The organism is Mycobacterium sp. ENV421 (genome assembly GCF_002887815.1).
Lineage (GTDB): Bacteria > Actinomycetota > Actinomycetes > Mycobacteriales > Mycobacteriaceae > Mycobacterium.
Map to the genome: position 1 here is coordinate 154,726 of NZ_PDHO01000003.1, position 25,286 is coordinate 180,011.

The window sequence follows — 25,286 nt, forward strand, 5'->3', positions numbered from 1 at the left end:
ATGGCGTGGCCGGTTCTGCTTGTCAGCGCCGTACTCGAAGCGGTCTGGGCCACCGCGCTCGGCGAGAGCGACAATTTCACCAATGCGAAGGCCACCGCGCTATTCGTGGTGACGCTCCTGCTCAGCATGGTCGGCCTGGCGTGGGCGACGAAGAGCATCGCGATCGGCACCGCCTATGCGGTCTGGACCGGCCTGGGAGCCGCGCTGACGGTCGGCTTCGGGATCGTGACCGGCGACGAGTCGGTGAGCGTCGCGAAGGTGGTGTGTCTTGCAGGCATCATCGTGGCGGTGGTCGGGCTCAAGATGCTGCCCGGCCGTTCTGGTGTCGGCCGCGGGTTGGTAGGTGTGACGCTTCCCACAGCCGGGGTACACCGGCGACATGACCAACACTGATTCGCGCCCTGCCGCCGTCCGTCAGCAAGCGCAGCGACACGCAGACCAGGCCCGACGCAAGATGGCGCAGCGGCGTGCGGAGGGTCCGGACGACGGCGTCAGCGGTTGGCTCAACCAGCGCACCGGCCAGTGGGATCTGGCAGGGCAGGACGAAACGACGATGCAGCGCCAGAAGTATCTGTGGAACTTCCTGGTGGATCACTGGTTCCGGATGGAGTTCGACGGCTGGGACAACCTGCCCGACCCGCCGGTGCTGCTGGTCGGAATCCACTCCGGCGCCCCGTTCGTCTGGGATGCGTGGACGGTCGGCGTGCAGTGGTGGCGCCGGTTCGGTCAGGAGCGCACCCTGCACGGCACGGCCCACGATGCGCTGATGGCGATGCCCGTGATCGGCAGGTACTTCCGGGCGATGGGGGTGCTGCCCGCCGCGCCCGATTCGATGGCCACGGCGCTGGCCGAGGGCCACGATGTGGCGGTCTGGCCGGGCGGTGAGGTGGACTCGCTGCGACCGTGGAGCGAGCGTGACGTCGCGAACCTGGCCGGCCGCACCGGTTTCGTGCGCATGGCGATCAAGGCGGGAGTGCCGATCGTGCCGATCGCGACCGTCGGGGGAGCGGATGCGATGCCGGTGCTCATCCGCGGCGATGGGCTCTCACGAGCACTGCGACTGGACAAGATGCTGCGGCTCAAGGTTTTTCCGCTCGCTGTGTCGCTTCCGTGGGGTATCGCGCCAGCGGCTTTGCCGCAGCTGCCGCTGCCCGCGAAGATCCGCACCCGGCTGATGCCCGCAGTGGAGGTCGACAACGATCCGTCCCGCGCCGAGGATGACGATTACGTCGAGCAGAAGTACCGCGAGGTGCAGGACAGCATTCAGAGCGGCATGGACGCGCTGGCCCGCAAACGGGCCCTGCCGCTGTTCGGCTGACGGCTCAACCGAACGCGATTGCGGCGATGCGGTGAGCGGCCGTGTCGACAACTGCCTGGGCCGCCGGATCACCGGCCACCTCGTCGCGTCGATTCATTCAGACGAATGCGGAGTCGGACTCTGCGAGGACTCCCACTTGGATTCCAAGGATCGCTTGACCGTTGCGTCGGCTGAAAACTCGCGTTCGAACGTCTCGCCGTCATCGTCTTCGAAGGTGATCAGAAAACCCGCGTCCGTGGTCTGCGTATGGACCACCTTGTACTCCTGTGCACCAGAACCTTGGTCGAGGGTGACGAGGTCGCCCGGCGCGACTGCGTCGATGCGCCCGTACGAGTCGGTCATGAGTGCTGCTCGATGTAGTCGTCGGCATCCTTGTCGCGATTGTCGATGCCGTCGATCGACTCCCGTTCGGCGTAGAACTGCAGCCACTTCATGCCCAGCTCGTGGCGCAGCTCCAAGCTCGCACTCTTGATGAAGTCCGGCATGGCCTCGCGCTCCTCCTCGTCGAGGTGCTCACCGTTCTCCTTGCGCGCCGTGAAGACAGCCTTGAACCACTCGTTCGTACCCGGCTCGTGCCTGCATGCCTCACGCACCGCATCCCGGATCGCGTTGTGATCGGTGATGGCGTCTTCGGTCTCGTCCCGCGGGTCACCCTCCGGGTTGCCCGGATCGTCGTCTCCGCCGTGCTTGAGCAAGGCCGGATAGAAGACGGTCTCCTCGGCGTCGGCATGCGCGTCGAGCCGGGCGCTCAGTGTCGTCCAGATCGCTGCCAGTTCGTCGCGAGACGTGGCATCGTCGAGCCGGAAGAACTGGCGCCGCAGCCAGTCATGATCGGCGTAGATGAGGTCGATGATGTCGGACATGGGCAACAGTTGCCCCTCGCGCCGCCGATCGAAACGCCCGCGTGTGGAATGCGACCCCCACGCCGGCGCGTGCGCTACCGGCCGGGGCCGGTAGCAGCCACTTTCCGGGTCAGGTAGTCGATCTGAATGTGAATGGCATACAGCACCAGTGCGGGCAGCACGATGAACGGGATGTTCTCGCCGATGAACTTGAACCACAGTCCGAACGCGCCCTGCCCGATGTCTCGAAAGCCGGCGCCCACTTCGGAGATGAAGTAGACAGCGGTGCTGCTCATCAGCACCCCGATACCGGCGAAGGCCACCCACAGGGACCGGATCCGCGTCTCGACCGGAAGCGACTGCCGGACCAGCCGGGTCCACATGGTGATGACGACGACGCCCGTGATCACCCCGACCACTTCGAGAGCGAAGGTCCACGGGTTACCGCTGGCGTAGCGGGTGTCGGCGAGTCCGTACTGCCACCACAGCCATTTGATGCCGGGATCGTTCGTGGGAGTCCACCAGCCGAGCGGATGGCCGATGAGGAACACCAACTCGTAGCAGATCTGGCTGAATGCGGTGTAGGGCAAGTAGAAGAGCGTGAGCTCGGCGGCCTTCTCCTCCCGCAGGCGAACCTCGCCGGGCGCATCCCACAGCAGCACGAGGGGTATCAGGATTGCCGGAATGCCGAACAGGAGATTGGCGACCACGTCGGAGGTGAAGGTCGGTTCGATGATCCCGATCCCGACGCCGATCGTCATCCCCACGAAGACGAGCCCGGTGAACAGCGCGGTGGCCACGTACATCCGGACCCGATGCGGCGCCCACGGACTGACGAGGTTCGGCTCGCGCTCAACAACCTTGGTCATAGCGATACCTTTCCGACGGCGGATCGCGCAGTGACGCGGACAGGAATGTTCCCCTGTCGCGGCAGCCCGGTGATGTGGTCGTAGTCGACCTCGGTCGGGATCAACCGGCCGACGGTGCTTCCCCGGTCGCGCACCTCGTCGTCCTCGGCCGGCAGGCCGCCGAACGCATGATGGGTGGCTACGACGTCGGGACGAAGGCTTTCGTCGGCCTCGATGACGCTCGGGATGCTGTCGTGCGGGGACGTCACCGTCACGACGTCGCCCGGGTTCAGTCCCAGCGCCGCGATGCTGTCCGGATGCATGTAGGTGGGGTTGTACGGCTTGCCCTTGTTCAACGCAGCCAGGGTGGTGCCCGAAGAGTTCATGAAGTTGTTGTGCCGCCGCGGAATCAGCCGGAACGGGAAGTCCGTGTCGTGCCGGCTGGCCCGGAAGTCCTCCACGAAATACCCGCCCAGTTCGCCAAGCATCACAGCATTTCCGACGTCGAGCTTGGCGGTGCAGTCCGTGTCCTTGTCCTCGACGACGGCCGCCACGTCGAAAACATGACCGTGCGGGTGGCTGCGAACCTCATCGAGGGGGATGCGCGAGGTTTCGCACATCTTCTCAAAGAGCTCCTCGGTGGTGATCTGCGTGTCGCCGTTGAAGTTGCACACGATTGGCGGTGATTCCATGAACCTGCCGCCGCCCCCGCCGAAGAAGTTGATGAACCACAACTCCAATTCCATCCGCTTCGCCAGGCCAAGGAAAAACTGCCACTCCTCGGTCAGGTCTGATCCGGCGGGCGGTTCGGCAAGCCGCGGCGCGTACTGCGCATAGGGAGCCGGAATGCCGGTACCGCTGGCGTAGTACTTGATCAGCTCGCTGCCCATCGTCATGGCAGGTGTTTCCATCTGCATCTTGGGTGCGATGACGTAGTGCGCCAGCCGTGACGTCAGCGACATCTCGGTATCGAGGGTGACCAGCAGCTCCAGATTCTCCAACGCACGCAGGGTTTTTCGCTGGTCCGGCCACGCCGCCATCGGATTGCCACCGATGCAGATGAGTGCCTTCACCTGCCCGTCGCCGTCGAGCAGTATTTCGTCGGCCAGGGCAGCTGTCGGCATTCCGCACACCGCATCGGTCAAACCCCGCACCCGCAGCTGCTCCCCGTACCCCCATCCCTCGTACGGCGGATACGCCTGAGCTTTGGCGGTGAACGCGGGCAGCAGCGTGTTGGGTCGGGTGACCCGCTCGCCGGCCCGTTGCCACCGACCGCAGATCGATGTCAGACACAGGCACAGGTACTCGACCACGTTGCCGTGCATGGCCATGTTCGCCCCGGTGCCGGCATTGACCATGCCGCCGCGCTGACCGTGTGAGGCGAACAGCCTTGCCGCTTCGACCAATTGCTGCTCGTCGATGTCCGCCCGCTCGGCGACGTACGCGGAGGTGAAACCTGCGACCGCCTCAGTGAGCGCCGCGAAGCCGTCGACGTTCTCCTTGACGAAATCCCGGTCGTACAACTTTTCGGCGATGACGATGTTGATGATCCCGGCCAGGATCGCAGCGTCTTCACCGGGGCGCGGCTGAAGGTGGATTGCCGCCCGCGCCGCGGTCTGCGACCGGCGCGGATCGATGACGATCAGCTTCATGCCGCGGCTGATCGCGTTTTTCAGGCCCTGGCCGGGATTCTGGCCTGGAATGCCGATCGCCTTGGACACCAGGGGATTGGTGCCGACCAACAGCCAGCTGTCGGCTTCGTGGAAGTCGACATCACCGCCCAGCCAGTGGCCGTGGGCCGCGAGCGCGATCTGTTTGCCGGGTTGGTCGATGGTGTTGGCGGTGAAGAACATCGGCGAACCGATGGCCCGAATGAACGCGTTGGCCATCAATGCGGACGCAGGATATGGCAACCCGTTTGTCCCCAAATACAGCGCCACCGATCGGGGTCCGAATTCCGCGATCAGACGCTGCAGGGTCGTCGCGATCTCATCCATCGCCTGCCCAGACTCGATGGGTGCATGCTTGCCGTCGACGGCCCGCTTCTGGCTGTGCAGTAGCCGGTCGGGATTGTTGTGAATCTCTGGAAGCGCCCGGCCCTTGGCGCAGGCGTAGCCCTTGAACAGCGGGTTGTCGGGATCGCCGGTCACCTTGGTGAGCTTCCCGTCCACGACGGTGGCCAGCACGCCGCAGTGCGCCGAGCAGATGCGGCAGATGCCCGGTCGGGTAGTGGTCGACATCGGTTCTACGCTGTCCTCGTTGCTGATCAAGTGGCGACGTGCTGGAATTAATCCCGATCGGGAAAATATCACGCTTCAATGGTGTTCGGAACCGAAAGGCACTGTGTGCAGGAGTCAGCGGCGCGCCGCCAGCGCGGGCGGCCACGACAGATCACCCGGGAACGCATTGTGGCCGCAGCCCGCTCGTTGGCGTTCGATGAGCTGACCATGCAGGCGGTCGCCGACGTCCTGGGCGTGGACCCCAAAGCCCTCAACTACCACGTCGGCGATCGAGAAGCGCTACGCGAGCTGGTTGCCGTCGACGCGTTTGCCGTGGAGCTGAACCGCATCGATCTGTCCGCCTGCGGCGACTGGCGGGACGTCCTGCGCCGCTATGCCACGGCTCTTCGTGACGCCACAGTCACACTCGGCGAACTCGTGACCTATTTTCGTCTGCCCGCCAGCGGTATCGGAGCACTCGAACCCGTCGAACGTGTTCTGCAGAGTCTCGTCGACGCCGGCTTCTCGGTACCGGAGGCCGGCCACGTCCTTCGCTTGGTCAGCGAGCTGGGCCATGCCGCGGGCCGGGAAGCGGTCTTTCGGTCCAGAAGCCGGGAGCACCCGTACGTCGCCGATGTCTCGGCTGCACTGAATACCACTGCTGCAGAAGACTTTCCATTGTTGCGCAAGGTGGTGGCCGGCCGCGATGCCGCACCGGACGACGGTCAGCAGCTGGACTTCAACCTGGACGTGCTGATCACCGGGTTGGCGGCCAAACTGTCCCAGCGGTGACAGCGCGGGCGATCGTCCCCGCGGGAGCGCGCGGACGCCGGCATTCGGCGCTTCGCCGACCGACGACTTCGCCCGCTAGCCCCGCTCGGGGCCGGCGGCCAATCGCCGGGTTGCCGACGCGAGCAGGAGTCCCCCGACCAGCCAGGTGGTGACGGGCAGCCATAGCAGCGCCGACACCGACGTGTGGTCGAAGCCTGCGGCGACCACGGCGATGCGGACCAGCGCTGCGGCGGCCAGCACCGAATACATGGCGCCGACGACGGTGCCCTCCCTGCCCCCGTGGCCTAGCCGAAGGGCCGCTGCGACGGCGCTCATCGTGACAGCACCCCACGCGCAGCCGCAGACAAATTGCGCAGCACTGAGCGCTAGGAGGTCGGTGGCCAGCTTCGCCACCCAGGCCGCAGCGGCGGCGATCACGGCACCGGCCGCCATCACGGCAACACCGCCGAATCGCTTGGTCAACCACGACGCCGGCAGCATCGCCACGCTGAACCCGATCCAGAAGACGGACAGCAGGTCTGGGAGCTCGTCAGGCCCGGCGAACCTGGAAAAGAGGGGACCGGAGTTGATGAAGGCGTGGACCTGGTACGCGAGTGCCAGCAGCAACACTGCCGCCAGGAAGCGTGTGAACGGAGGCCGGTGGATCCGGGACAGGGGTTGTTTGACGACGGGCGACGCGCTCCTGGCGAGCGCCTTCTCCGCCCACACGATCGACCCGGTCACCACGACGACGGACAGGGAGGAGGCGGCGAACATGATGCGCGGGTCGTACGCGGTGGCCCACTCGCCGAGAAACGGTGCGACGGCGCCGGAGATCCCGAGACCGAGCAGGAACAACGAGCTGATCATCGGCTGCTGATCCGGCGGCGTGTAGCGACCGATCAACGTCAGCGGAGGCGCGCGCAGCGCCGACGAGGTGATCGCCCACGTCGCGGTCAATACGAGAAACAATCCCGCGCCGAGGTCGGTTGCCAACGGCAACAGCAAGAATGCCAGCGCCGAAATCGCCGTCACCAACGCGATGATCTTGCCGAGCCGGCCGAGGGTTTTCGCGACGCTGTCCGAAGCCAGTCCGGCCGCCCAGTCACACAGCAGAAAGATCAATTGGTCGGCAACCAGGATCCAGGGCACCACCCACGCGGCGATGCCGGCCTGAGCGGCCAGCTGCGGCAGATAGATGACGTAAATGACCCAACTCAGGTTGAACACCAGTTGCAGCAGGCCGAAGTACACGCCCACGCGGGTCGAAGCCGCGCGCGCCGGCGCGGGCACGCTCATGTCGGATTCGGCCCGGTTTGCATCCGTTCGCCTCCTCCTGGCCACCTGGTCATCCGGCGGGCAGTCTAAGCGGCTGACACGTGCGCGGCATCTGGTCCGCTCGTGGTGGAATTTCTGTCGGCGGGATCCGCTGTTGTGGAGTCCGGTCCGGTACCGTACGGTCAATCTAGTTGATAAGCCCCCTTCGGGAACGTTGTACCGTACGCGCCTGTCGCCGCTCATGAAAGGGTCACGGATGCAGCGGGTTTCGCTCGGCCGGCGGCTCAGCCAACGCTGGATGCTGCTGGTGGCGGTCGTCGTTGTCGCGGTGGCAGGTTTTGCCGTGTACCGGCTACATGGAATCTTCGCCTCCCACGACGTGACCTCAACACCCAGCGGGGCGGGAAACGACATCGTCCCGTTCAACCCCAAGCACGTGGTGCTGGAGGTCTTCGGCCCACCAGGCACCGTCGCGACCGTCACCTACCTGGACGTGAACGCACAGCCGCAACGCGCAGACGCCGTCACGCTGCCGTGGGCGTACGACGCGACCACCACCCAGCCCGCGGTGTTCGTCAACGTGTCCGCTCAGGGCGACAGCGACTGGATCGGCTGCCGCATCAAGATCGATGACGTCGTCAAAGACGAGCGAACTGTGAACACCCTGAACGCGTTCACGTACTGCCTGGACAAGTCGGGATGACCCACCGGATTCCCGACTTCATCCGCCGATACTCGGTCCTCATCGCGGTGTTCTGGTTGGGCCTCGCGGTGATGACCAACGTTTTCGTCCCGCAGCTCGAAACCGTCGCCGAGTCGCACAACGTCTCACTGAGCCCGCAGGACTCGCCATCGCTGCTGGCCGCCAAACGGATCGGAAAGGTCTTCGGCGAATTCGACTCCGACAGTTCGGCGATGATCGTCCTGGAGGGTGACCAGCCACTGGGTGCCGAAGCCCACCACTACTACGACGGCCTGATCAAGAAGCTGCAACAGGACACCAAGCACGTGCAGCACATTCAGGACTTCTGGGGTGATCCGCTGACCGCTGCCGGGTCGCAGAGCGCGGACGGCAAGGCTGCCCTGGTTCAGCTGTATCTGGCGGGCAACCAGGGCGAGTCGCTGGCCAACGAGTCCGTCGACTCGGTACGCAACATCGTCAACAACACCCCGCCGCCGCCGGGCCTCAAGGTCTATGTCACCGGTGCCGCGCCTCTGGTGACCGACCAGTTCGAGGTGGGCAGGCACGGCACATTGAAGACCACGCTGATCACCATCGGGGTGATCGCGGTGATGCTGTTCTTCCTGTACCGGCGGCTCACCACGGTGTTCTTCGTGATCTTCACGGTGATGATCGAGCTGACCGCGTCACGCGGATCGGTGGCCGTGCTCGCGAATGCCGGGATCATCCAACTGTCGACGTATTCGACAAACCTGTTGACGCTGTTGGTGATCGCCGCCGGAACGGACTACGCGATCTTCCTCCTCGGCCGCTTCCACGAAGCACGCTATGCCGGGCAGGACCGAGTCTCGGCGTACAACTCGATGTACCACGGCACCGCGCACATCATCCTGGGATCAGGCCTGACCATCGCCGGTGCAGTGTTGTGCCTGACCTTCACCCGGCTGCCGTATTTCAACAGTCTGGGCGTTCCCGCCGGCATCGGCGTGCTCGTCGCCGTGATCGCGGCGCTGACCCTGGCCCCGGCGCTGTTGGTCATCGGCCGCCACTTCGGCCTGTTCGAGCCCGCCCGCCCGATGCGCACCCAGGGCTGGCGGCGCATCGGCACTGCGGTCGTGCGCTGGCCCGGGCCTGTGCTGGTGGTGACGGTCGCGATCGCGTTGATCGGTCTGATCGCACTGCCCGCCTACAAGACCAGCTACGACGCCCGCGGGTACATGCCGGCCAGCGCGCCGGCGAACGTGGGATACACCGCCGCCGAACGCCATTTCACGCAGGCCCGGCTCAATCCCGAGTTGCTGATGATCGAGACCGACCACGATCTGCGCAACTCCACCGACATGATCCTGCTGGAGCGTGTCGCCAAGGCGGTGTTCCACACCGAGGGCATCGCCCAGGTGCAGTCGATCACCCGCCCGCTCGGTACGCCCCTGGACCACACGTCGATCCCGTTCCAGATCAGCGCCGGAAGTGCCTCGCAGATCAACAATCTGCCGTTCCAGCAGGCTCGCGGCGAGGACCTGCTCAAGCAGGTGGACGTGATCAACAATTCGATCGACATCCTGCGCCAGCAGTACGCGTTGCAACAGCAGTCCAGCGCGGTCACCGACGAGCAGACCAAGGCGTTCCAGGACACCGTCGCCACCGCCCAGGACCTGCGCAACAAGATCGCCAATTTCGACGACTTCTTCCGCCCGCTGCGCAGCTACTTCTATTGGGAGCCACACTGTTACGACATCCCGGCCTGCGCCGCGCTGCGATCGCTGTTCGACGCGTTGGACGGCATCGACGCGCTCACCGATCAGCTGGGCAATGTCGCGGGCAGTATCGCCAAACTCGATGCGCTGCAACCCAAGCTGCTGGCCCTGATTCCGCCGCAGATCGCAAGCCAGCAGACCAACCGCGATCTCACCCTGACCAATTTCGCCACCACGTCGGGAATCAACGACCAGTCCCAAGCGGCACTGCAGAATTCGACCGCATTGGGGCAGGCGTACGACGCATCCAAGACCGACGACTCGTTCTACCTGCCACCGGAAGCGTTCACCAACCCCGAGTTCGTGCGCGGTATGAAACTGTTCATGTCGCCGGACGGAAAAGCCGCGCGGATGATCATCACCCACGACGGTGATCCCGCTACGCCAGAGGGTATTTCGCACATCGACGGGATTAGGCACGCTGCGCAGGAAGCCGTCAAGGGTACGCCGCTGGCCGGCTCGAAGATCTATCTCGCGGGCACGGCCGCGACCTACAAAGACATCCAGGACGGCGCCAAGTACGACCTCATGATCGCCGGGATCGCGGCGCTGAGCCTGATCCTGCTCGTGATGATGTTCATCACCCGCAGCATCGTCGCCGCGTTCGTGATCGTCGGCACGGTGGCGTTGTCGCTGGGTGCCTCATTCGGTCTGTCCGTGCTCATCTGGCAGGACATCTTCGGCATCCATCTGTTCTGGATCGTGCTGGCGCTGGCCATCATTCTGTTGTTGGCGGTGGGATCGGACTACAACCTGCTGCTCATCTCCCGGTTCAAGGAGGAGATCCACGCCGGCCTGAACACCGGCATCATCCGGGCGATGGCCGGGTCGGGTGCGGTGGTGACCGCAGCCGGCCTGGTGTTCGCCGCCACGATGGCGTCGTTCATCTTCGCCGACTTGCGGATCCTCGGTCAGATCGGGACGACGATCGCGCTGGGTCTGCTCTTCGACACGCTGATTGTGCGGTCCTTCATGACGCCCGCGGTGGCGGCGCTGCTCGGCCGTTGGTTCTGGTGGCCACTGAAGGTGCGTCCCCGGCCGGCCAGCCAGATGCTGCAGCCCTATGGCACCCGCCAGTCGGTCCGCCAGTTGCTGCTGTGGGAGGACGACGACCCGGCCGCCAAGGCGCCGAACTGAGGAGTCTGCAAGCAGGGCATCCACTCTGCGCTCAGCGCGCCGCTGAGGGTGCACATCCCGCGCTGGACGCAGACTCGATGCCGGTGATGCGCGAAGTCAGGCGCTGGCAACGGAAGTGAGCTGGTCGGTGTCGTCGGTCTCCGACACCGCGATATCGCGCAGCGTGCTTTTCATCCCGGCTACCCGCCGCAACTGAGCGGCCATGTTCATCGACGTGAGCATCGGGATGCCGCCGATGAACGTCCGAAACGACGGGTTGCCACCGTCGAGGTGCAGCATGAACAGGCAGCCGACCACGTAGAAGAAGCCAATGGTGAACAGCGCCGCGGGAATGGCGTAGGCCAGCGGTGATCGAGCGTCCGCGACCAGCTCGCCGGCGTAGTCGAATTCGTCCTGCGTCAGCGGCTCCCGCTTGCGCACTTTGGCCAGCACCCTCTTGTGGGCGCCCACCTCGTCGCCCATCGGATGGGACGTTCGGCGCTCCAGGCGGCCAATGTAGACGAATACGCAAGTGGCGAACACGATCTCCAGCACAGCGGCAAGAATCGTCAGGTCACCCCAGGGGCCAAGGTTCACGTAATCGCTCCTCTTCTGCACGCGCGAATACCAGAGAAACGCTACCCGATCTAACTAAAGAATGTGGCCCAGGCCGCAGCGGCTCAGTCGCCTGCGGCGCGGGCCCGGTTTCGGCGGCGACGCTTGTTGTACATGGCCTGATCGGCATGCTCGAGGACCCCGTCGATCGATCGCCCGTCACCGGTGCGGTGGGCGGCGAAGCCGATCGTCAACCGTGCCGGCACCTGTATACCCTCGGCGATCGTCACCGGTGTGCTCTCCAGCTGATCGGTGATTCGATCGGCCAGGCGGGCGAGCTCCCAGTCGTCGACGGAATCGGTGATTACCAGGAATTCGTCACCCCCCCAACGAGCCACCGTGTCACCATCGTCCGCCGCCCCCCGCAGGCGGGCGGCGACTTCGACGAGGAGCAGGTCCCCGGCGCGGTGGCCGTACTGGTCGTTGACGTTCTTGAAGCGCTCGATATCGCAGAACAGGATGCCGTAACCTCGCCCGCTGACGTCGAGTTGTTCGAGCCGGTTCCAGCCTGCAGACCGATTGGCGACCCCGGTCAGAGGGTCGGTGGCGGCTTGGCGGGCCAAATCGGCCTCGCGGATGCGATCGGCTGTCACGTCCACGATCTGCGATACGAAGTAGCGCGGTTGATCTCGCGGTGCGTTCACGACGACGACGGTCAGTGCGCCCCACACGATGCGTCCGTCGGCGGCGATATAGCGTTTGTCGATGCGGTAGGAACGGCGCCGTCCTTCCAGACATTCGGTGAGAAGTGCGATATCGGCGTCGAGATCGTCGGGGTGGGTGATCTCCTGGAAGGTCAGTTCGGCCAGTTCACGTTTGGTGTATCCGAGCATGTTCCGCAGGGCGCGGTTGGTGCGCAGAAATGTTCCGTCCAAGCCGACGACGGCCATGCCGATCGGCGAATGGGCGAGCGCTAGTTCAAATCGCCTTTCGCCCAACAGGTCCACCGCGGTCGGTAACAGGTCGGTTGACGCCGCGGCGGCCGCAGGCGGAAATCCGTGCACGAGAGGACGGGGCCGGCTGAGGTAATAGCCTTGCGCGGAACTGATGCCCACCGAGTTGACGGCATCGAGTTCGCCTTGTATCTCAACACCTTCGGCGATCACGGTCGCGCCCATCTGTCCGGCGAGTTCGGCGATGGCGTGCGCCAGTCGACGCCGGGCGTCGTCGACGTCGATGTGGCGGGTGATCGACTGATCGATCTTGACGAACTCCGGACTCAACTCCAGCACGTGGGAGAAGGAGGAGAAGCCGGCACCGACGTCGTCGACCGCAACCCGCACGCCGCGCGCACGGCACGGTTCGAGTGCGTCATCGAGCGCGCCGTAGTCCAGGACAGCGTCATGCTCGGTGAGCTCCAGGACAATTCGCGACGGGTCGACATCCGCCAGCATCTGAGCCCATGGGGCGACCAGCGCGGCGGACGGCGAGATGTTCACCGCGACGTACACGTCCTCGGGCAGTTGCGGGATCATAGAGATGACCCGCGCCACGATCGCGGTCTCCAATTCGATTCCCAAGCCCAGCAGTGCGGCCTGGGCGAGGAATCCGTCCGGACGAAACGGCTCACAGGGGAAGCGGGCGAGCGCCTCCACGCCCACCACCTTGCCGGTCACCACCTCGTGAACCGATTGGAACACCACTTCGAAGTCGCGCTGATACACCACGCGTCGTATCGACGCGCGCTGCGCGGCGGTGGTGTCCCGGCCGGTGTCGGGGGATTCGATCAGCGTGCCGATGAGCTCGGCGATCTGCTTGACGATGCGCAGGTCGATGTCGGCGAGATAGGGCTTGGACTCGCGGCTCACCGCACACACCATGCCGACGGTCCCACCGCTGCGGTTGAGCACAGGCACACCGACGTAGGCGCCCAGCCCGAATTCGCTGGTGATCGGCAGGGTGTCGGTGGTCTGGTTGGCGCTGGTGTCGGGGATGATTCCGGGCAGTCGGCCGTCGATCACGCGCACACAGTACGAGTCGAACAGGGACGCGCGGTCGCCCGAGGACAGTCCGATCGTGTCGGCTTCACCGTCCAGTACCTCGAAGACCTGTGCGCCGTCCCGAAAGGACGACAGCCATGCCGTTTCCAAGCCGAGCCGGTTCCGCAGCAGACCCAGCAACGTACGGACCAGTTCGACGGGAAGCTCCGCCCCGCGTTCTGCGAGCGGCTCGTCGACCCCGTCGAACCCCATAGCCACCAGTAGACCGCACCACCGGTGAATCTGCACTGGAATGCCACTGTCGGTAAGACAGTTTGCCAAGGCGTCATATCGCAAGACGTGGACGCCGCGATCGTGAGCACGCGCGCTTAGCCAGTCGACGGGGCCCACGCCCGGCGTGCGCCGGCCGACCCGCAATCCGGGTCGCGGCTCGGCGGTGTTGCTGGCGGCGATCGGGATCCACGGCCGGGCAGGTGAGCCGTCTGTTCGGGCGGCGACGGTCGTGGCTCGTGATGTCGCGAAATATGCGGCTGCTGCGGGGTTCCGGATCAAACTGGCGTTCAATCCATCCGATGTGCACGCTTACCGGACGCGGCAGCGGTGCGATCGATAGTCTGCACTTTGCGTTTGCGCGGTCTCGTGTGAACGCGACCCGCACCGCACCGACAGAACGGAACGCAGTGAGACTGCTCATCGGATACCTGGCCACCCCTGGCGGCGCCGACGCGTTGGCCCTGGGCGTGCGGTTGGCCAGGACCCTCGGCGCCGAGCTGGAGATCTGCTCGGTGCTGCCGGTTCCCATTCCCCTTGACTCCGAGTATCAGAGCGAACTCGCCACCCAGGCCACGCAGTGGCTGCGTGAGGCCCAGAAGTCAGTGCCGGATGACGTCACCGCGCATATCCACGTGAGCTTCCACGAATCCTTCGCCGAGGGCATCAGCCGCGAGGCCGAGCGGCTGGAGGTGGCCGCGATCGTCGTCGGCGGATCGGGTGGCTTTGCCGCCGGATTCACCCTGGGCTCCGTCGTCAACGAACTGTTGCATTCGGCTCCGGTCCCGGTGGCCGTCGCCCCGCGCGGCACCCGGCACTCCGACGTCGAACGGGTCCGCAGCATCACCTGCGGGGTGGGCACCCGGCCGGGCGCCGAGCATCTGCTCGACCTCGCGGTGCGGGTGAGCACTGCTGCCGGAGTTCCGTTGCGGCTGGTGTCGTTGGTCGCGCTCGACCACTACGGCGCACGAAGCAAGGTCAGCGCCGAGGGGACCCGCCAACAGGCACTCGACCACGCCGCCGCGATTCTGGCGTCCGCCGAGTCGTCGCTACCCCAACGGTTTCCGGTCACCGTTGTGGTCGCCGAGGGCGCCACGGTCGAGGCGGCGGTGGAGAAGCTCGACTGGCGCGACGGCGATCTCATCATCGTCGGCTCCAGCCGGCTGGCTCAACCGAGACGACTGTTCCTCGGATCGACGGCGGCGAAGATGATGCGGGTGCTGCACGTGCCTCTCGTCGTCGTCCCCGGCCCCGACGCCGCCACCGACCACTAGGAAGGCAAAGAACTTGTCGCAAAACGCATCTGCGCCGAGATCGCACCTCTCGAGGTCGCTCGGGTTGTGGGCTGTCGTCGGTCTGGGCTTGGGCTACATGACTCCCATGACGGTCTTCGACACGTTCGGGATCGTCTCCGGCGAAACGAACGGGGTGGTACCGCTCGCCTACATCGTCGCTTTGATCGCGATGGTGTTCACCGCGATCAGCTACGGCCGGATGACCCGGGTCTACCCGTCGGCGGGTTCGGCCTACACCTACGCATCGGAGACCATTCACCCGAACTTCGGCTTCGTGGTCGGATGGTCCTCGCTGCTGGACTATCTGCTGCTTCCGATGGTGAATGCGGTCATCGCCCGTATCTACTTCGAGTCGTTCTTCCCGTCGGCGCCGTCGTGGGTCTTCGTACTGGTGTACGTCGCCGCCATCACCGCGCTGAATTACCTGAGTATGAAGGGAACCTCGCGCGTCAACGGAATTCTCGTGGTGTTCCAGATCGTCCTCATCGGCGCCTTCCTGGTGTTGGCGACCATCGCGCTGAGCAAGGGCGTCGGCGCGGGGACGATCTTCACCCTGGATCCGCTGGTCCACGAAGGCGTCCAGATGCAGGCCGTGGTCGCCGGTGCGACCGTCGTCTGCTTCTCGTTCATCGGCTTCGATGCGATCACGATGTACGCCGAGGAAGCGAAATCGCCGGACGTCGTGCCACGGGCAATCGTGCTGGCACTGCTCATCGGCGGGGGCATCTTCTTCGTTGCGGCGTGGTTCAGCCAGTCGGTGTTTCCGACCCTCGACGGGTTCGAGGTCACCGATGACACGCTGCCCGAGATGGCGCTGAAGGTCGGCGGCATGTTGTTCAAAGTGTTCTTCGTGTCAGCCGCTCTGGCCGCGGTGGTGGCGTCGAGCCTCGCATCGCATGCCAGCGTCGCGCGGATGATCTACGTGATGGGCCGCAACGGAAGGGGACGATTCGGGCGGTTCCTGTCCTACATCCACCCTCGGTTCCTCACCCCTGCGCACGCCGTCATCATTGTCGGTGTGGTGTCACTGCTCGCGGTGAATTTCACCCTGGAATTCGCCTCGTCGATGATCAACTTCGGTGCCCTCATCGCATTCACCGTGGTGAATCTGACGATCATCGTGCTGTTCGCGTTCCGCCTGAAGCGCCGTCGCACCCCGAAAGAGATCGCCACCAACATCGTGCTTCCGGCGATCGGCATGGCGCTGACCGGGGCGCTGTGGGTCAACCTGCATTTCGATGCGCTGCTTTACGGCGGCATCTGGCTGGCGATCGGGATCGCGGTACTGATCTACCTGACCAAGGGTTTCCGCGACCAGCTGACGATGCGGATCGAAGACGAGACCCTGACCGAGGAAGGCGTCACGGTCCCAGACTTCAAGCACTAGACACCCGGCATCGACGTGCCGCGCCGACCCGGCCCCGGCGTGGGCCCGGAATTTGCTGAATCTGTCGATTGTCAACTGCGCCGGGCCTGCGGGGCGGCACACTTGTGGAACGAATTGTTGTTCACGAAAAGAGGCCGGGGGTGGACGCTCGAGTGCTTGTGCCGGACCTTGCGCGGGAGGGAACACTGATCCTGTGCTGATCGATGGCGTGGTGGATGGGTCCACGACAGCCGAGAGCAAGCAGACGGTGTTGGTGGTCGACGACGACGCCCGTCTGCGGGACCTGCTGTGCACCGTGCTGACGCCGCTGGACTGCGAGCTTGTCCAGGCCGGCTCCGGTGAAGAGGCGCTCACGGCGCTTCTTCAGCGCAAGGTGTCCGTGATCGTCCTCGACATCAACATGCCCGGGATGGGTGGATTCGAGACGGCGCAACTCATCCGGGAAGCCGACGAGTTGGCCTCGACGCCGATCATCTTCCTCACCGGCCAGGCCGACGATGGGGATCTGGATCGCGGCTACGACCTCGGCGCGGTCGACTTTCTGCTCAAACCGGTTTCCGCGGCGGTGTTGTACGCCAAAGTGAAGGCGTTGCTGGAGCTGGATCGGTCGTTCGCCAGATTGCGGATCGAGGCAGCGAAGCTGCATGACCAACAACTCCAGATCGCACGAGCCGCCGAGAGCCGGCAGCGCGAGGAGTTGGCCCTCGCGCGGCGGCGGGCGAGGTTGGCGACGATCTTCACCGAAGGCAGCCTTGATCTGGCCGCGCTCGAGAAGACCATCGTCACCGAGTTGAGCCGAATCTTCTCCGCGGAGTGCCTGCTCCGGGTGGCGGTTCGTGACAACGATTGGCACGACACGTTTTCCGATCCGGAGGCGGACCGAACGCCGGAAGCGGTTCAGTCGTGGCTTGCCGAGCAAGTGGCCGGCGCCGTCGGTGGCATCACACCGCACGCGGCGGTACTGGTCGAGGAGTTGATGGCCCGCGGTGAACATGTCGGCTTCGTCTGCGTCGGCCGAACCGATGGCCCGGCCTTCTCCGAAGTCGAAGCGGCGCTGTTCCGCGGCGTCTCGGCGGCGGCCGCGCTCGCGATTTCCAACGCAACCCTCTATCGCGTCCAAGCCGAGTACGCCGCCGTCATGCAGGCCACCGCCGACGCGATCCTCGCCGTGGACGTCTCGGGTGCCATTCGCAGCTGCAACAAGGCCGCGACGGCCCTGTTCAGCGGGCAGGCCGACACCCTGATCGGCCGGTCCATCGTCGACCTTGCCACCGATGCTCACCGGGCCCGGTTACGTGAGCAGTTGGACCTCACTCTCGCGACACACCAGGAGATGTCGATGGAGATGACGTTCGCCGCCGGCACCCGTCGTCCCGTCGACGTCTTGATCACCCTGTCGCCGATCGGTGAATCCGTCGACCTGCACGTCGCGGTCGTGGTTCATGACCTGACCGAGATCAAACAAGCCCAGATGGTGATCAGCCATCTGGCAAGCCACGACCCGCTGACCGATCTGGCCAATCGCCGGCAACTCAACGAGCGGCTCGCGGAGCTGTCCCGCTGCCGCGACGGAAAACTCGTGGCGCTGCTGTACATGGACGTCAACAGGTTCAAGTCGGTCAACGACACCTACGGCCATGACACCGGCGACGAACTGCTGGTCGAAGTGGCCGACCGACTTCGGTCGGCCGCCGGGAGCGATGCGCTGGTGTGCCGGATCGGCGGCGACGAGTTCATCGTCGTATTCGAAGACGTGCCGTCGGTGGATCATGCTGTCGCAGAGGGCAACCGCATTCTGCGGCGCGTCCAGGGGGAGCCGGTGCGGTGTGAGGCGGTGACGCTGCGGCCGTCGTTGAGTATGGGCATCTCGTGCCTGGGCGACAGTGCTCGTACGCCGGAAGAGCTGCTGTCCCAAGCCGATATCGCAATGTTCGAGTCCAAGAAGAACCGCTTGGACGAATGCGTGCTCTACACCGACGGGATCGGTTCACGGCACAGGGGGAAAGTGGACCTGCGATCGGAAGTGGCGGGCGCCATCTCCCGATCGGAGTTCCGGATGGCCTATCAGCCCATTGTGAATTCGACGACCGGAGCGCTTTTCGGCCTCGAGGCGCTGGTTCGGTGGCGCATCGGTGGCGAGGAGATGCCGGCCACCGACATCATCGCGTTGGCCGAGAGCGCCGGACAGATCACCCCGCTGAGCCGCTGGATTCTGCTGCGGAGTTTCGAGGACTACGCCGCCCTGGGAAGGGACGATCTCAAACTGCATGTCAACCTTTCACCGGACCACGTCGGGGACGGCAGCTTCCTCGACGACCTGATCGGTGCTCAGCGTGACTGCGGGATACCGCCGGAGAACATCTGCCTGGAACTCACCGAACGGACGTTCTACGGTGATCCGGCTCCGGCCTGCATGGCGCTACGGCATGCTCGCAGCATCGGATTCAACCTTGTGATAGACGATTTCGGTGTCGATCACGCCAGCATGACGAATTTGCTGCATGTTCCCGTCGACTGGCTGAAGATCGACCGCACCTTCGTCGCCGAGGTGCATGACGACCAGCGCGTCCAACGCCTGGTGCGCAGCCAGATCGCCCTTGCCGCTTGCATGCATGTGGATCTGATAGCGGAGGGCGTGGAGAACCAGAAGCAGGCGGACTGGCTCAGGGACGCGGGATGCCTGCTGCAACAGGGATTCCTGTACGCCCAGCCGATCGAGGCGATCGACCTTGACGCTCAGGTCGAGAACTGGCCAACGGCGTGGACTAACGGCGATTCCGGTGAGGCAAAGGTGATATGAAGCTTGCGACCCGATTGGCAATCGTGTGCGGTTGCGCGCTGCTGGCCGTCATCATGGCGAACACGCTCTATACCGTTCAATTGCGGCGGATCACCGATCTCTACGAGGAACGCAGCCAAGCCCGCGATGGCCAGGTCGCCGCCCTCGACATTCAACGGGATCTGAAGGCGCTGCTCGTCACCCGCGACAGGTTGCTGCTCGCCACTGACCCGGGGCGCCGCGCAGAGCTCAACGGCCAGCTCGACAACCTCGATCAATCGGTCGACACCGAGCTTCGGGCGGCCGCCGAGACCAATGACAACAGCACCGTCCGCATGCTGTCCCAACAAGCATTGGCAACCTGGACGGCATTCCGGTCCGAGCTCCAGAGCACCCAGAATGCGGGAGCTCCAACGCTTTCCGACCGAGGCATCGAAGGACAGGTCGCCCTGCTGGAGAGTCAGCTCAGCAACATGGAGCAGGAGGCGGTCAAGGCCGTCGACAACTCCAACACTCAGGCGGCCAAGGCGGTCGCTTTCGCCAAGACCATGCTGTGGATCTTCGCCAGCGCGATCGTCCTGGTATTGGGCATACTGCTGTACTTCACCAGCCGAAACATCCACCGCACCGTGACGCGGGCTGCAGAACAGAACGAAAAGGCCAGGCGCGCCAAGGAGATCCAGGCAAGTCTGATGACCGAGGTGCAGACTGCAGCCGACCTGCCGGCTGCGGCGTCGATCATCGTGTCACGCACCGCTCAGGCACTCGACGCCAAGCACGGCGCCCTCTACCTGCGTCAGACCGACAAGGTCGACGAGTTCGCCCTGGTCGCGTCGTACGCCTTCCACCGGCGTAAGGATCTGCCGTACTCCTTCGGGCTCGGAGATGGTCTGGTCGGCCAGTGCGCCCTGGAGGGCAATCGGATCGAAGTCACCGGAGCACCGAGCGATTACGTCGAGATCGTCTCGGGGCTGGGCAAAACGGAGCCCGTGTCGCTCATCTTGATCCCGATCAAGTCCGAGTCGGAGGTGCACGGCGTTCTCGAGCTGGCCGGTCTGAGGCTGTTCTCCGACGATGATGTCGAACTCGCGGAGAGCATCGCGCTTGGCGCCGGAGTGGCACTGAGCGCCATCGAATCGGCGCAGCAGACCAGCGAGTTGTTGCGACTGTCCCAGGCGCAGACCGAGGAACTGCAAGCACAGGAAGAAGAGCTACGGACCGCGAACGAGCAACTGACCCAACGCGAGGACCAGCTGTCGGCGCAGAATGCCGAACTGGAGGAGACGACCGAAGAACTGCGGTCCCAGCAGGAGGAGCTCAAGGCGAGCTCGGAACGGCTGGAGACCCAGGCCCAGTCTCTGGAGGCCAAGAACGAAGAGCTGCACCGCCTCAGCCAGACCCTGGAAGCGAAGGCTGAGGAACTGGCTGTCTCTTCGCGGTACAAGTCGGAGTTCCTGGCGAATATGTCGCACGAACTGCGCACACCGCTGAACAGCATTTTGATCCTCGCCGGTCTCCTGGCTGATTCCGAGGATTCGCTCACCGACAAACAGCAGGAGTTCGCCGAGACGATTCAACAGTCCGGCAAGGACCTCTTGAACCTCATCGACGAGGTTCTCGACCTCGCCAAGGTCGAATCCGGATCCTTGCGCCTCGAGCGCGAAGTGATCGTGGTGAGCGACCTCGTCGCCTTCCTCGAGCGCACATTCCGGCCGATAGCGGAGAACAAGGGCGTCGCTTTCCGGGTCGTGGTGAGTGACTCTGCCCCAGCACAACTCATCAGCGACTACACGCGGGTGAAACAGATTGCGAAGAATCTGATCGCCAACGCGATCAAGTTCACCGACGAGGGATCGGTGACCGTAACGCTGTCGGGGGCAGGTGACAACGAGGGCAACCCGGGCAACAGCTATCTCGCGATGGCCGTCACCGACACCGGGATCGGCATCGACGAGAACGATCACCACCTGATCTTCGAGTCCTTCCAACAGGCAGCGCGGGGCACCACCCGGCAGTACGGCGGCACCGGGCTGGGACTGGCGATCAGCCGGGAACTGGCCCGTAACCTCGGCGGCGAGATCACCCTCCGCAGCGCGCTGGGCGAGGGGTCCACGTTCACCTGCCACCTGCCCGTCGCAGGTCCGCACGGGGCTGACTCCGCGCCGTCCGCGACCCCGACCTCCGCGCTGGGGCCGAGCGGTCCGGTCGCCGAACCCGTTCCAATGCCGGTGTCCGGGAACGGCGCCGGCCCTGCCGTAGACGGCACCTCGCCTCGCCAACTCGACGGCGCGTTCGCGAGCAACGGCGCGGTGGACATTTCGGACATCGACTGGCCGCGCGGAACCAAGCCGGTCCTGTTGGTGGTCGAGGACGACCCCACGTTCGCGGGGTTGTTGGTCGAACTGGCCACCGAGGCCGGCTTCGACGCGGTGGTCACGGCCAGCGGCCGGACGGCTCTGGCGCTGGCCAAGGAACGCCAACCCGCCGCGATCACGTTGGACATCGGTCTGCCGGATATGGCCGGCTGGGTGGTTCTCGATGTCCTCAAACACGACCTCGCCACGCGCCACATCCCGGTCAACGTCATCTCGGGCTCCAACGACGACGGCCGCGGTCGGCGGATGGGCGCCATTCACACGTTGAACAAGCCCGCCGACGTCGCCGACCTCCGTTCGATGTTCGGTGCGGTCGCCGAATTCCTGAAGCCCGGACCGCGACACGTATTGGTCGCCGAGGACGACGCCAGCCAGCGCCAGGTCGTCAAGCACATGATCGAGAGCGACGACATCGCGATCACCTGTGTCGGCACCGGTCAGCAGGTGCTCGCCGAACTGGCCGGGCCGACGTCCTACGACTGCCTGGTCCTCGATCTGGGGTTGCCCGACATGGATGGCATCGACCTCATCGAGCGAGTCAAGGACCAGCTCAAGCAGAAACATCTGCCGGTAATCGTGCACACTGGGCGGGAACTGACAATGGCCGAGACGCAGCGCCTCGAAGTGCTCGCCTCCGCGATCGTGTTGAAGAACGCGAAGTCGCCCGAGCGTTTGCTGGATGAAACAGCGTTGTTCCTGCATCGCGTGGCCAACGATATGCCCGACTCGGCGCGTGAGATCCTGTCGAACCCGAAGCGGATCGACGAAAGCCTCAAGGGCAACACCGTGTTGCTCGTCGACGACGACGTCCGCAACGTCTTCTCCCTGGGCAGCGCGCTGAAGCGGTACGGCATCACGGTGATTCCCGCGCGCAACGGCCAGGAAGGGCTCGACAGCCTCGCCGCCCACCCCGAGGTAGGCCTGGTGCTGATGGACATCATGATGCCTGTCATGGACGGGTACGAGGCGATGCGCCGGATCCGAGCTGAATCACGTTGGCGCAGTTTGCCTATCGTGGCTCTGACCGCAAAGGCCATGAAGGGTGACCGGCAGAAATGTCTGGACGCCGGGGCTTCTGACTACGTCACCAAGCCGGTCGACATGGATCAACTCACATCGGTGCTCAGGGTCTGGCTCGGCAGCCGGTTGCGTGGCCAGCAGGGGGCGGCAACCACCAATGACTGATCCCGCGGAGAATGACCCGGCTCGGTCCAAAGAACTGACGGCGATCGAGGCGGAGGCGTTCTTCTACACCGTATTCGAGTTCCTCGGCTACGACTTTCGCCATTACACGGACGCGTCGCGCAACAGGCGGCTGATGGCGTTCGTCGATCGCCATTCGCTCGGCAGCATCTCCACAGCGCAAGACCGGGTCCTTCGCGATCCGAGCCTGCTGGCCTCGTTTCTGTCGACGATGACGGTCAACGTCACCGAGATGTTCCGGGATCCCTTGGTGTTCGCCAAGATCCGCGCGGACGTGCTGCCGAGGCTGGCCACCTATCCCCGGATCCGGATCTGGGTTGCGGGATGTGCGACGGGGGAGGAGGCGTACTCCGTGGCCATCCTGCTGGATGAGGCCGGTCTGCTGGATCGGTCCACCATCTACGCCACCGATATCGACAGCGAATCGCTACGTGTTGCCGCATCGGCGATCTACCCCGCCGACACGATGGTGGGAGCGACCCGCAACTACCAGGCCAGCGGGGGCGTACGGCCGTTCTCGGACTGGTACATCGCCAAGTACGACCGAGCTATTCTGAGCCCCACCCTTCGGTCCCGACTCGAGTTCTTCTCCCATAATCTGGCGACCGACAGCACCTTCGGCGAGTTCCATCTGATCCTGTGCAGAAATGTCTTCATCTACTTCGAGGAGACGTTGCAGCGCAGGGCCGAGCGCATGTTCTGGGACAGCCTGGCGCCGTTCGGAAATCTCGTCATCGGTCCGCGTGAAGGCCTCACCGGCGATGGCACGAAGTTGTTCAAAGCGCAGGACCGCAGGCTGGGGATTTACGCCAAGAGCCAGAACCAGCGTGCCCGGCCCTGACGTCGTCGTCATTGGCGGCAGCGCCGGCGGCATCAAAGCGTTGCGCGGCATCTTCGAGACCCTCGGCGACGCCCGCAGCACCGTGGTGTTCGTGGCTCTGCATCGCGCGCCTCAGTACGCGGGGCTCGACCGGGTCCTGCAGGGCTACACCGCAATCCCGATTCGGGAGCCGGCCGCCAGTCCCTGGCCGTGTTCGCCGGGAGAAGTGACGTTGGCCCCGGCCGGTTATCACCTGCTGGTGGGCAACGACCGGAACCCGTCGACGGAACCGGCGACCCCCGTCGAGCAATACGAGACAGGCTCCGGTGTGCGCGCGCACCTCACCTTGGACGCACCGATCCTGCATTCGCGGCCCTCACTTGACGTGTTGTTCTCCAGCGCGGCGCAACTGGTCAATTCGGTGACGGCCGTGCTGCTTTCGTGTGCCAGCGATGACGGCGCCCGGGGTTGTGAAGAGGTGAAGGCCGGCGGGGGCCGCGTTGTGCTCCAGGATCCGGACACCTGCGAGGCGGCCGTCGCCGTCAACGCCACCCTGCGCCGGGTGGATCCGGATCACGTCGCGGATCCAGCCGGCATCGGGCGATGGCTCTCCGAAATAGGCGGCCGACGCAGCCTCAGCTGAACCGCACGTTCATCGTCGCCAGACCGAAGATCTTCTTGCCCGCCGACTTCGCGCCGATCAGGACGACGCCCGAGCGGGTTTCGGGATCCAGCGACTTGACCTTGCCGCTGAACTCGATGTCGGCACCCTCCTTGGCCGAGACGACCGCGGGTTGCGACAGCCGCACCGCGAAGCGGGTGACCGCTCCCGGGTCACCCGACCAGACCGAGTGGTACCCGGCGCCCAGACCCATGGTCAACATGCCGTGAGCGATCACGTCTGGGAGACCCGCCAGCTTGGCGATGTCCTCATCCCAGTGGATCGGGTTGGCGTCGCCGGCCACGCCGGCGTAGTTCACCAGATCGCCCCGCGAGACCCGGGTGTGATGGGCGGGAAGCTCCTCGCCGACCGCCAGGTCGTCGAACGACCGCGTCCCCGGTGAACGGGTCAGACCTCCGTCGGAGATCCGGATCTCGCCGGCGGGGCGTAGCTCCTTCTCGTAATCGGCGTCGTCTCCGCCGATGTCGAGGATGTTCATGTCGTGCATCATCGCGTTCTGGACCGCGATCTTCACGCCCGCGTCGATGTCCTCCGCGGTCACACCGACGACCGTGGTGTGCAAGGTGTGCACCCGTTCGCCGTGAGTGTCGGTGAACGTGTTGGTGACGGTGATGAAGTCGCGTCCTGCGGTCCGGCGCACCGAGGTCAGCTCGACGTCGATCACGAGCTCGTCGCCTGCGACGATCGGGCGGTGCTGCTCGAAGACCTCTTCGGTCTGTAGGTAGGTGTCGTAGCCGACGACGATCGACTCGAACATCCGCCGGTTGCACTGCATGCCCGGCGCCGAGGTGAAGGTCAGCGGGGCGACGACATCTGAATAGCCCAGCTCAGCTGCCGCGGCGACGTCCCAGTGGGCAGGGTGATAGTCCTGCACCGCGCGGGCGTATTCGCGCAGCTTCTCCCGGCCGACGAGGTAGGTGCCGTCCATCCGGTAGTAGTGGCCGACCCGCGCTTCAAGCGGCGACGTTTCTGCTGGTGCGGTCATAGATGCTCAACTTTTCTATCGGCTTGTTCACTGAAGCCGACCACAGCACCCTAACGCGCAGAGAACATAGCGTGACACGCCGATACGATTCGGCTGTCACGGAG

19 protein-coding genes are annotated in these 25,286 nt (G+C 64.9%); 11 read left to right on the top strand and 8 right to left on the bottom strand.

Annotated features, from left to right (window positions below; translation table 11 throughout):
• Together CRM90_RS05040 and CRM90_RS05045 are read left to right on the top strand one after the other, a co-directional pair.
• Window positions 1-393 carry a DMT family transporter gene (locus CRM90_RS05040; protein ID WP_102805905.1) on the top strand — a complete coding sequence of 131 codons (393 nt, stop codon included), beginning with the start codon at window positions 1-3 and terminating at the stop codon, window positions 391-393.
• On the top strand, window positions 380-1,318 hold the full coding sequence (locus CRM90_RS05045; RefSeq protein WP_102805906.1) for a lysophospholipid acyltransferase family protein: 939 nt from the start codon (window positions 380-382) through the stop codon (window positions 1,316-1,318). The genes CRM90_RS05040 and CRM90_RS05045 overlap by 14 nt, the downstream gene beginning before the upstream one ends.
• Window positions 1,319-1,411: 93 nt before the next feature.
• On the opposite strand, the gene CRM90_RS05050 is transcribed toward CRM90_RS05045, so the two are convergent.
• From CRM90_RS05050 to CRM90_RS05065, 4 genes are all read right to left on the bottom strand, one after another.
• Complete coding sequence (locus CRM90_RS05050) at window positions 1,412-1,660, bottom strand: hypothetical protein (RefSeq protein WP_102805907.1); 249 nt, start codon at window positions 1,658-1,660, stop codon at window positions 1,412-1,414.
• Window positions 1,657-2,181, bottom strand: coding sequence for a hemerythrin domain-containing protein (locus CRM90_RS05055; protein ID WP_102805908.1), 525 nt, complete (start codon window positions 2,179-2,181; stop codon window positions 1,657-1,659). The genes CRM90_RS05050 and CRM90_RS05055 overlap by 4 nt, the downstream gene beginning before the upstream one ends.
• 74 nt (window positions 2,182-2,255) lie before the next feature.
• Window positions 2,256-3,029, bottom strand: a complete 774-nt coding sequence (locus tag CRM90_RS05060) for an emopamil-binding protein (protein WP_102805909.1) — start codon at window positions 3,027-3,029, stop codon at window positions 2,256-2,258.
• Window positions 3,026-5,248 carry a molybdopterin-containing oxidoreductase family protein gene (locus CRM90_RS05065; RefSeq protein ID WP_102805910.1) on the bottom strand — a complete coding sequence of 741 codons (2,223 nt, stop codon included), beginning with the start codon at window positions 5,246-5,248 and terminating at the stop codon, window positions 3,026-3,028. Before CRM90_RS05065 ends, CRM90_RS05060 begins: the two co-directional genes overlap by 4 nt.
• A gap of 81 nt (window positions 5,249-5,329) precedes the next feature.
• On the opposite strand from CRM90_RS05065, the gene CRM90_RS05070 reads away from it, so the two are divergent.
• Window positions 5,330-6,019: a TetR/AcrR family transcriptional regulator C-terminal domain-containing protein gene (locus CRM90_RS05070; protein ID WP_158248986.1), complete on the top strand. Its 690-nt coding sequence runs from the start codon at window positions 5,330-5,332 to the stop codon at window positions 6,017-6,019.
• A 75-nt stretch (window positions 6,020-6,094) separates the two neighbouring features.
• Here CRM90_RS05070 and CRM90_RS05075 read toward each other — a convergent pair whose 3' ends face one another.
• A complete protein-coding gene (locus tag CRM90_RS05075) occupies window positions 6,095-7,297 on the bottom strand; it encodes an MFS transporter (RefSeq protein ID WP_142391324.1) in 1,203 nt (400 codons plus the stop codon).
• A gap of 235 nt (window positions 7,298-7,532) precedes the next feature.
• Here CRM90_RS05075 and CRM90_RS05080 point away from each other — a divergent pair, with 235 nt between their 5' ends.
• Together CRM90_RS05080 and CRM90_RS05085 are read left to right on the top strand one after the other, a co-directional pair.
• Window positions 7,533-7,979, top strand: a complete 447-nt coding sequence (locus CRM90_RS05080) for an MmpS family transport accessory protein (RefSeq protein WP_102805913.1) — start codon at window positions 7,533-7,535, stop codon at window positions 7,977-7,979.
• Window positions 7,976-10,852, top strand: coding sequence for an MMPL/RND family transporter (locus tag CRM90_RS05085; protein ID WP_102805914.1), 2,877 nt, complete (start codon window positions 7,976-7,978; stop codon window positions 10,850-10,852). The genes CRM90_RS05080 and CRM90_RS05085 overlap by 4 nt, the downstream gene beginning before the upstream one ends.
• Before the next feature lie 96 nt (window positions 10,853-10,948).
• Here CRM90_RS05085 and CRM90_RS05090 read toward each other — a convergent pair whose 3' ends face one another.
• Window positions 10,949-11,428 (bottom strand): hypothetical protein, encoded by a 480-nt coding sequence (locus CRM90_RS05090; protein WP_102805915.1) that lies wholly within the window; start codon window positions 11,426-11,428, stop codon window positions 10,949-10,951.
• An 83-nt stretch (window positions 11,429-11,511) separates the two neighbouring features.
• Window positions 11,512-13,638 (bottom strand): EAL domain-containing protein, encoded by a 2,127-nt coding sequence (locus CRM90_RS05095; RefSeq protein ID WP_102805916.1) that lies wholly within the window; start codon window positions 13,636-13,638, stop codon window positions 11,512-11,514.
• A 428-nt stretch (window positions 13,639-14,066) separates the two neighbouring features.
• Between CRM90_RS05095 and CRM90_RS05105 the strand changes: the two genes are divergently transcribed.
• The 6 genes from CRM90_RS05105 to CRM90_RS05130 all read left to right on the top strand — a co-directional run bounded on the left by CRM90_RS05105 (window position 14,067) and on the right by CRM90_RS05130 (window position 24,158).
• A complete protein-coding gene (locus CRM90_RS05105) occupies window positions 14,067-14,930 on the top strand; it encodes a universal stress protein (protein ID WP_102806119.1) in 864 nt (287 codons plus the stop codon).
• 64 nt (window positions 14,931-14,994) lie between these two features.
• A complete protein-coding gene (locus tag CRM90_RS05110) occupies window positions 14,995-16,338 on the top strand; it encodes an APC family permease (protein ID WP_286145615.1) in 1,344 nt (447 codons plus the stop codon).
• Window positions 16,339-16,531: 193 nt separating this feature from the next.
• Window positions 16,532-19,138 (top strand): two-component system response regulator, encoded by a 2,607-nt coding sequence (locus tag CRM90_RS05115; RefSeq protein ID WP_102805919.1) that lies wholly within the window; start codon window positions 16,532-16,534, stop codon window positions 19,136-19,138.
• Window positions 19,135-22,677 carry a response regulator gene (locus CRM90_RS05120; RefSeq protein WP_102805920.1) on the top strand — a complete coding sequence of 1,181 codons (3,543 nt, stop codon included), beginning with the start codon at window positions 19,135-19,137 and terminating at the stop codon, window positions 22,675-22,677. The genes CRM90_RS05115 and CRM90_RS05120 overlap by 4 nt, the downstream gene beginning before the upstream one ends.
• Window positions 22,670-23,536, top strand: a complete 867-nt coding sequence (locus CRM90_RS05125; protein WP_102805921.1) for a CheR family methyltransferase — start codon at window positions 22,670-22,672, stop codon at window positions 23,534-23,536. The genes CRM90_RS05120 and CRM90_RS05125 overlap by 8 nt, the downstream gene beginning before the upstream one ends.
• On the top strand, window positions 23,523-24,158 hold the full coding sequence (locus tag CRM90_RS05130; RefSeq protein ID WP_102805922.1) for a chemotaxis protein CheB: 636 nt from the start codon (window positions 23,523-23,525) through the stop codon (window positions 24,156-24,158). The genes CRM90_RS05125 and CRM90_RS05130 overlap by 14 nt, the downstream gene beginning before the upstream one ends.
• On the opposite strand, the gene CRM90_RS05135 is transcribed toward CRM90_RS05130, so the two are convergent.
• Window positions 24,151-25,182 (bottom strand): fused (3R)-hydroxyacyl-ACP dehydratase subunits HadA/HadB, encoded by a 1,032-nt coding sequence (locus CRM90_RS05135; RefSeq protein ID WP_102805923.1) that lies wholly within the window; start codon window positions 25,180-25,182, stop codon window positions 24,151-24,153. The two genes, CRM90_RS05130 and CRM90_RS05135, sit on opposite strands and share 8 nt — an antisense overlap.
• Between the last annotated feature and the right edge of the window lie 104 nt (window positions 25,183-25,286).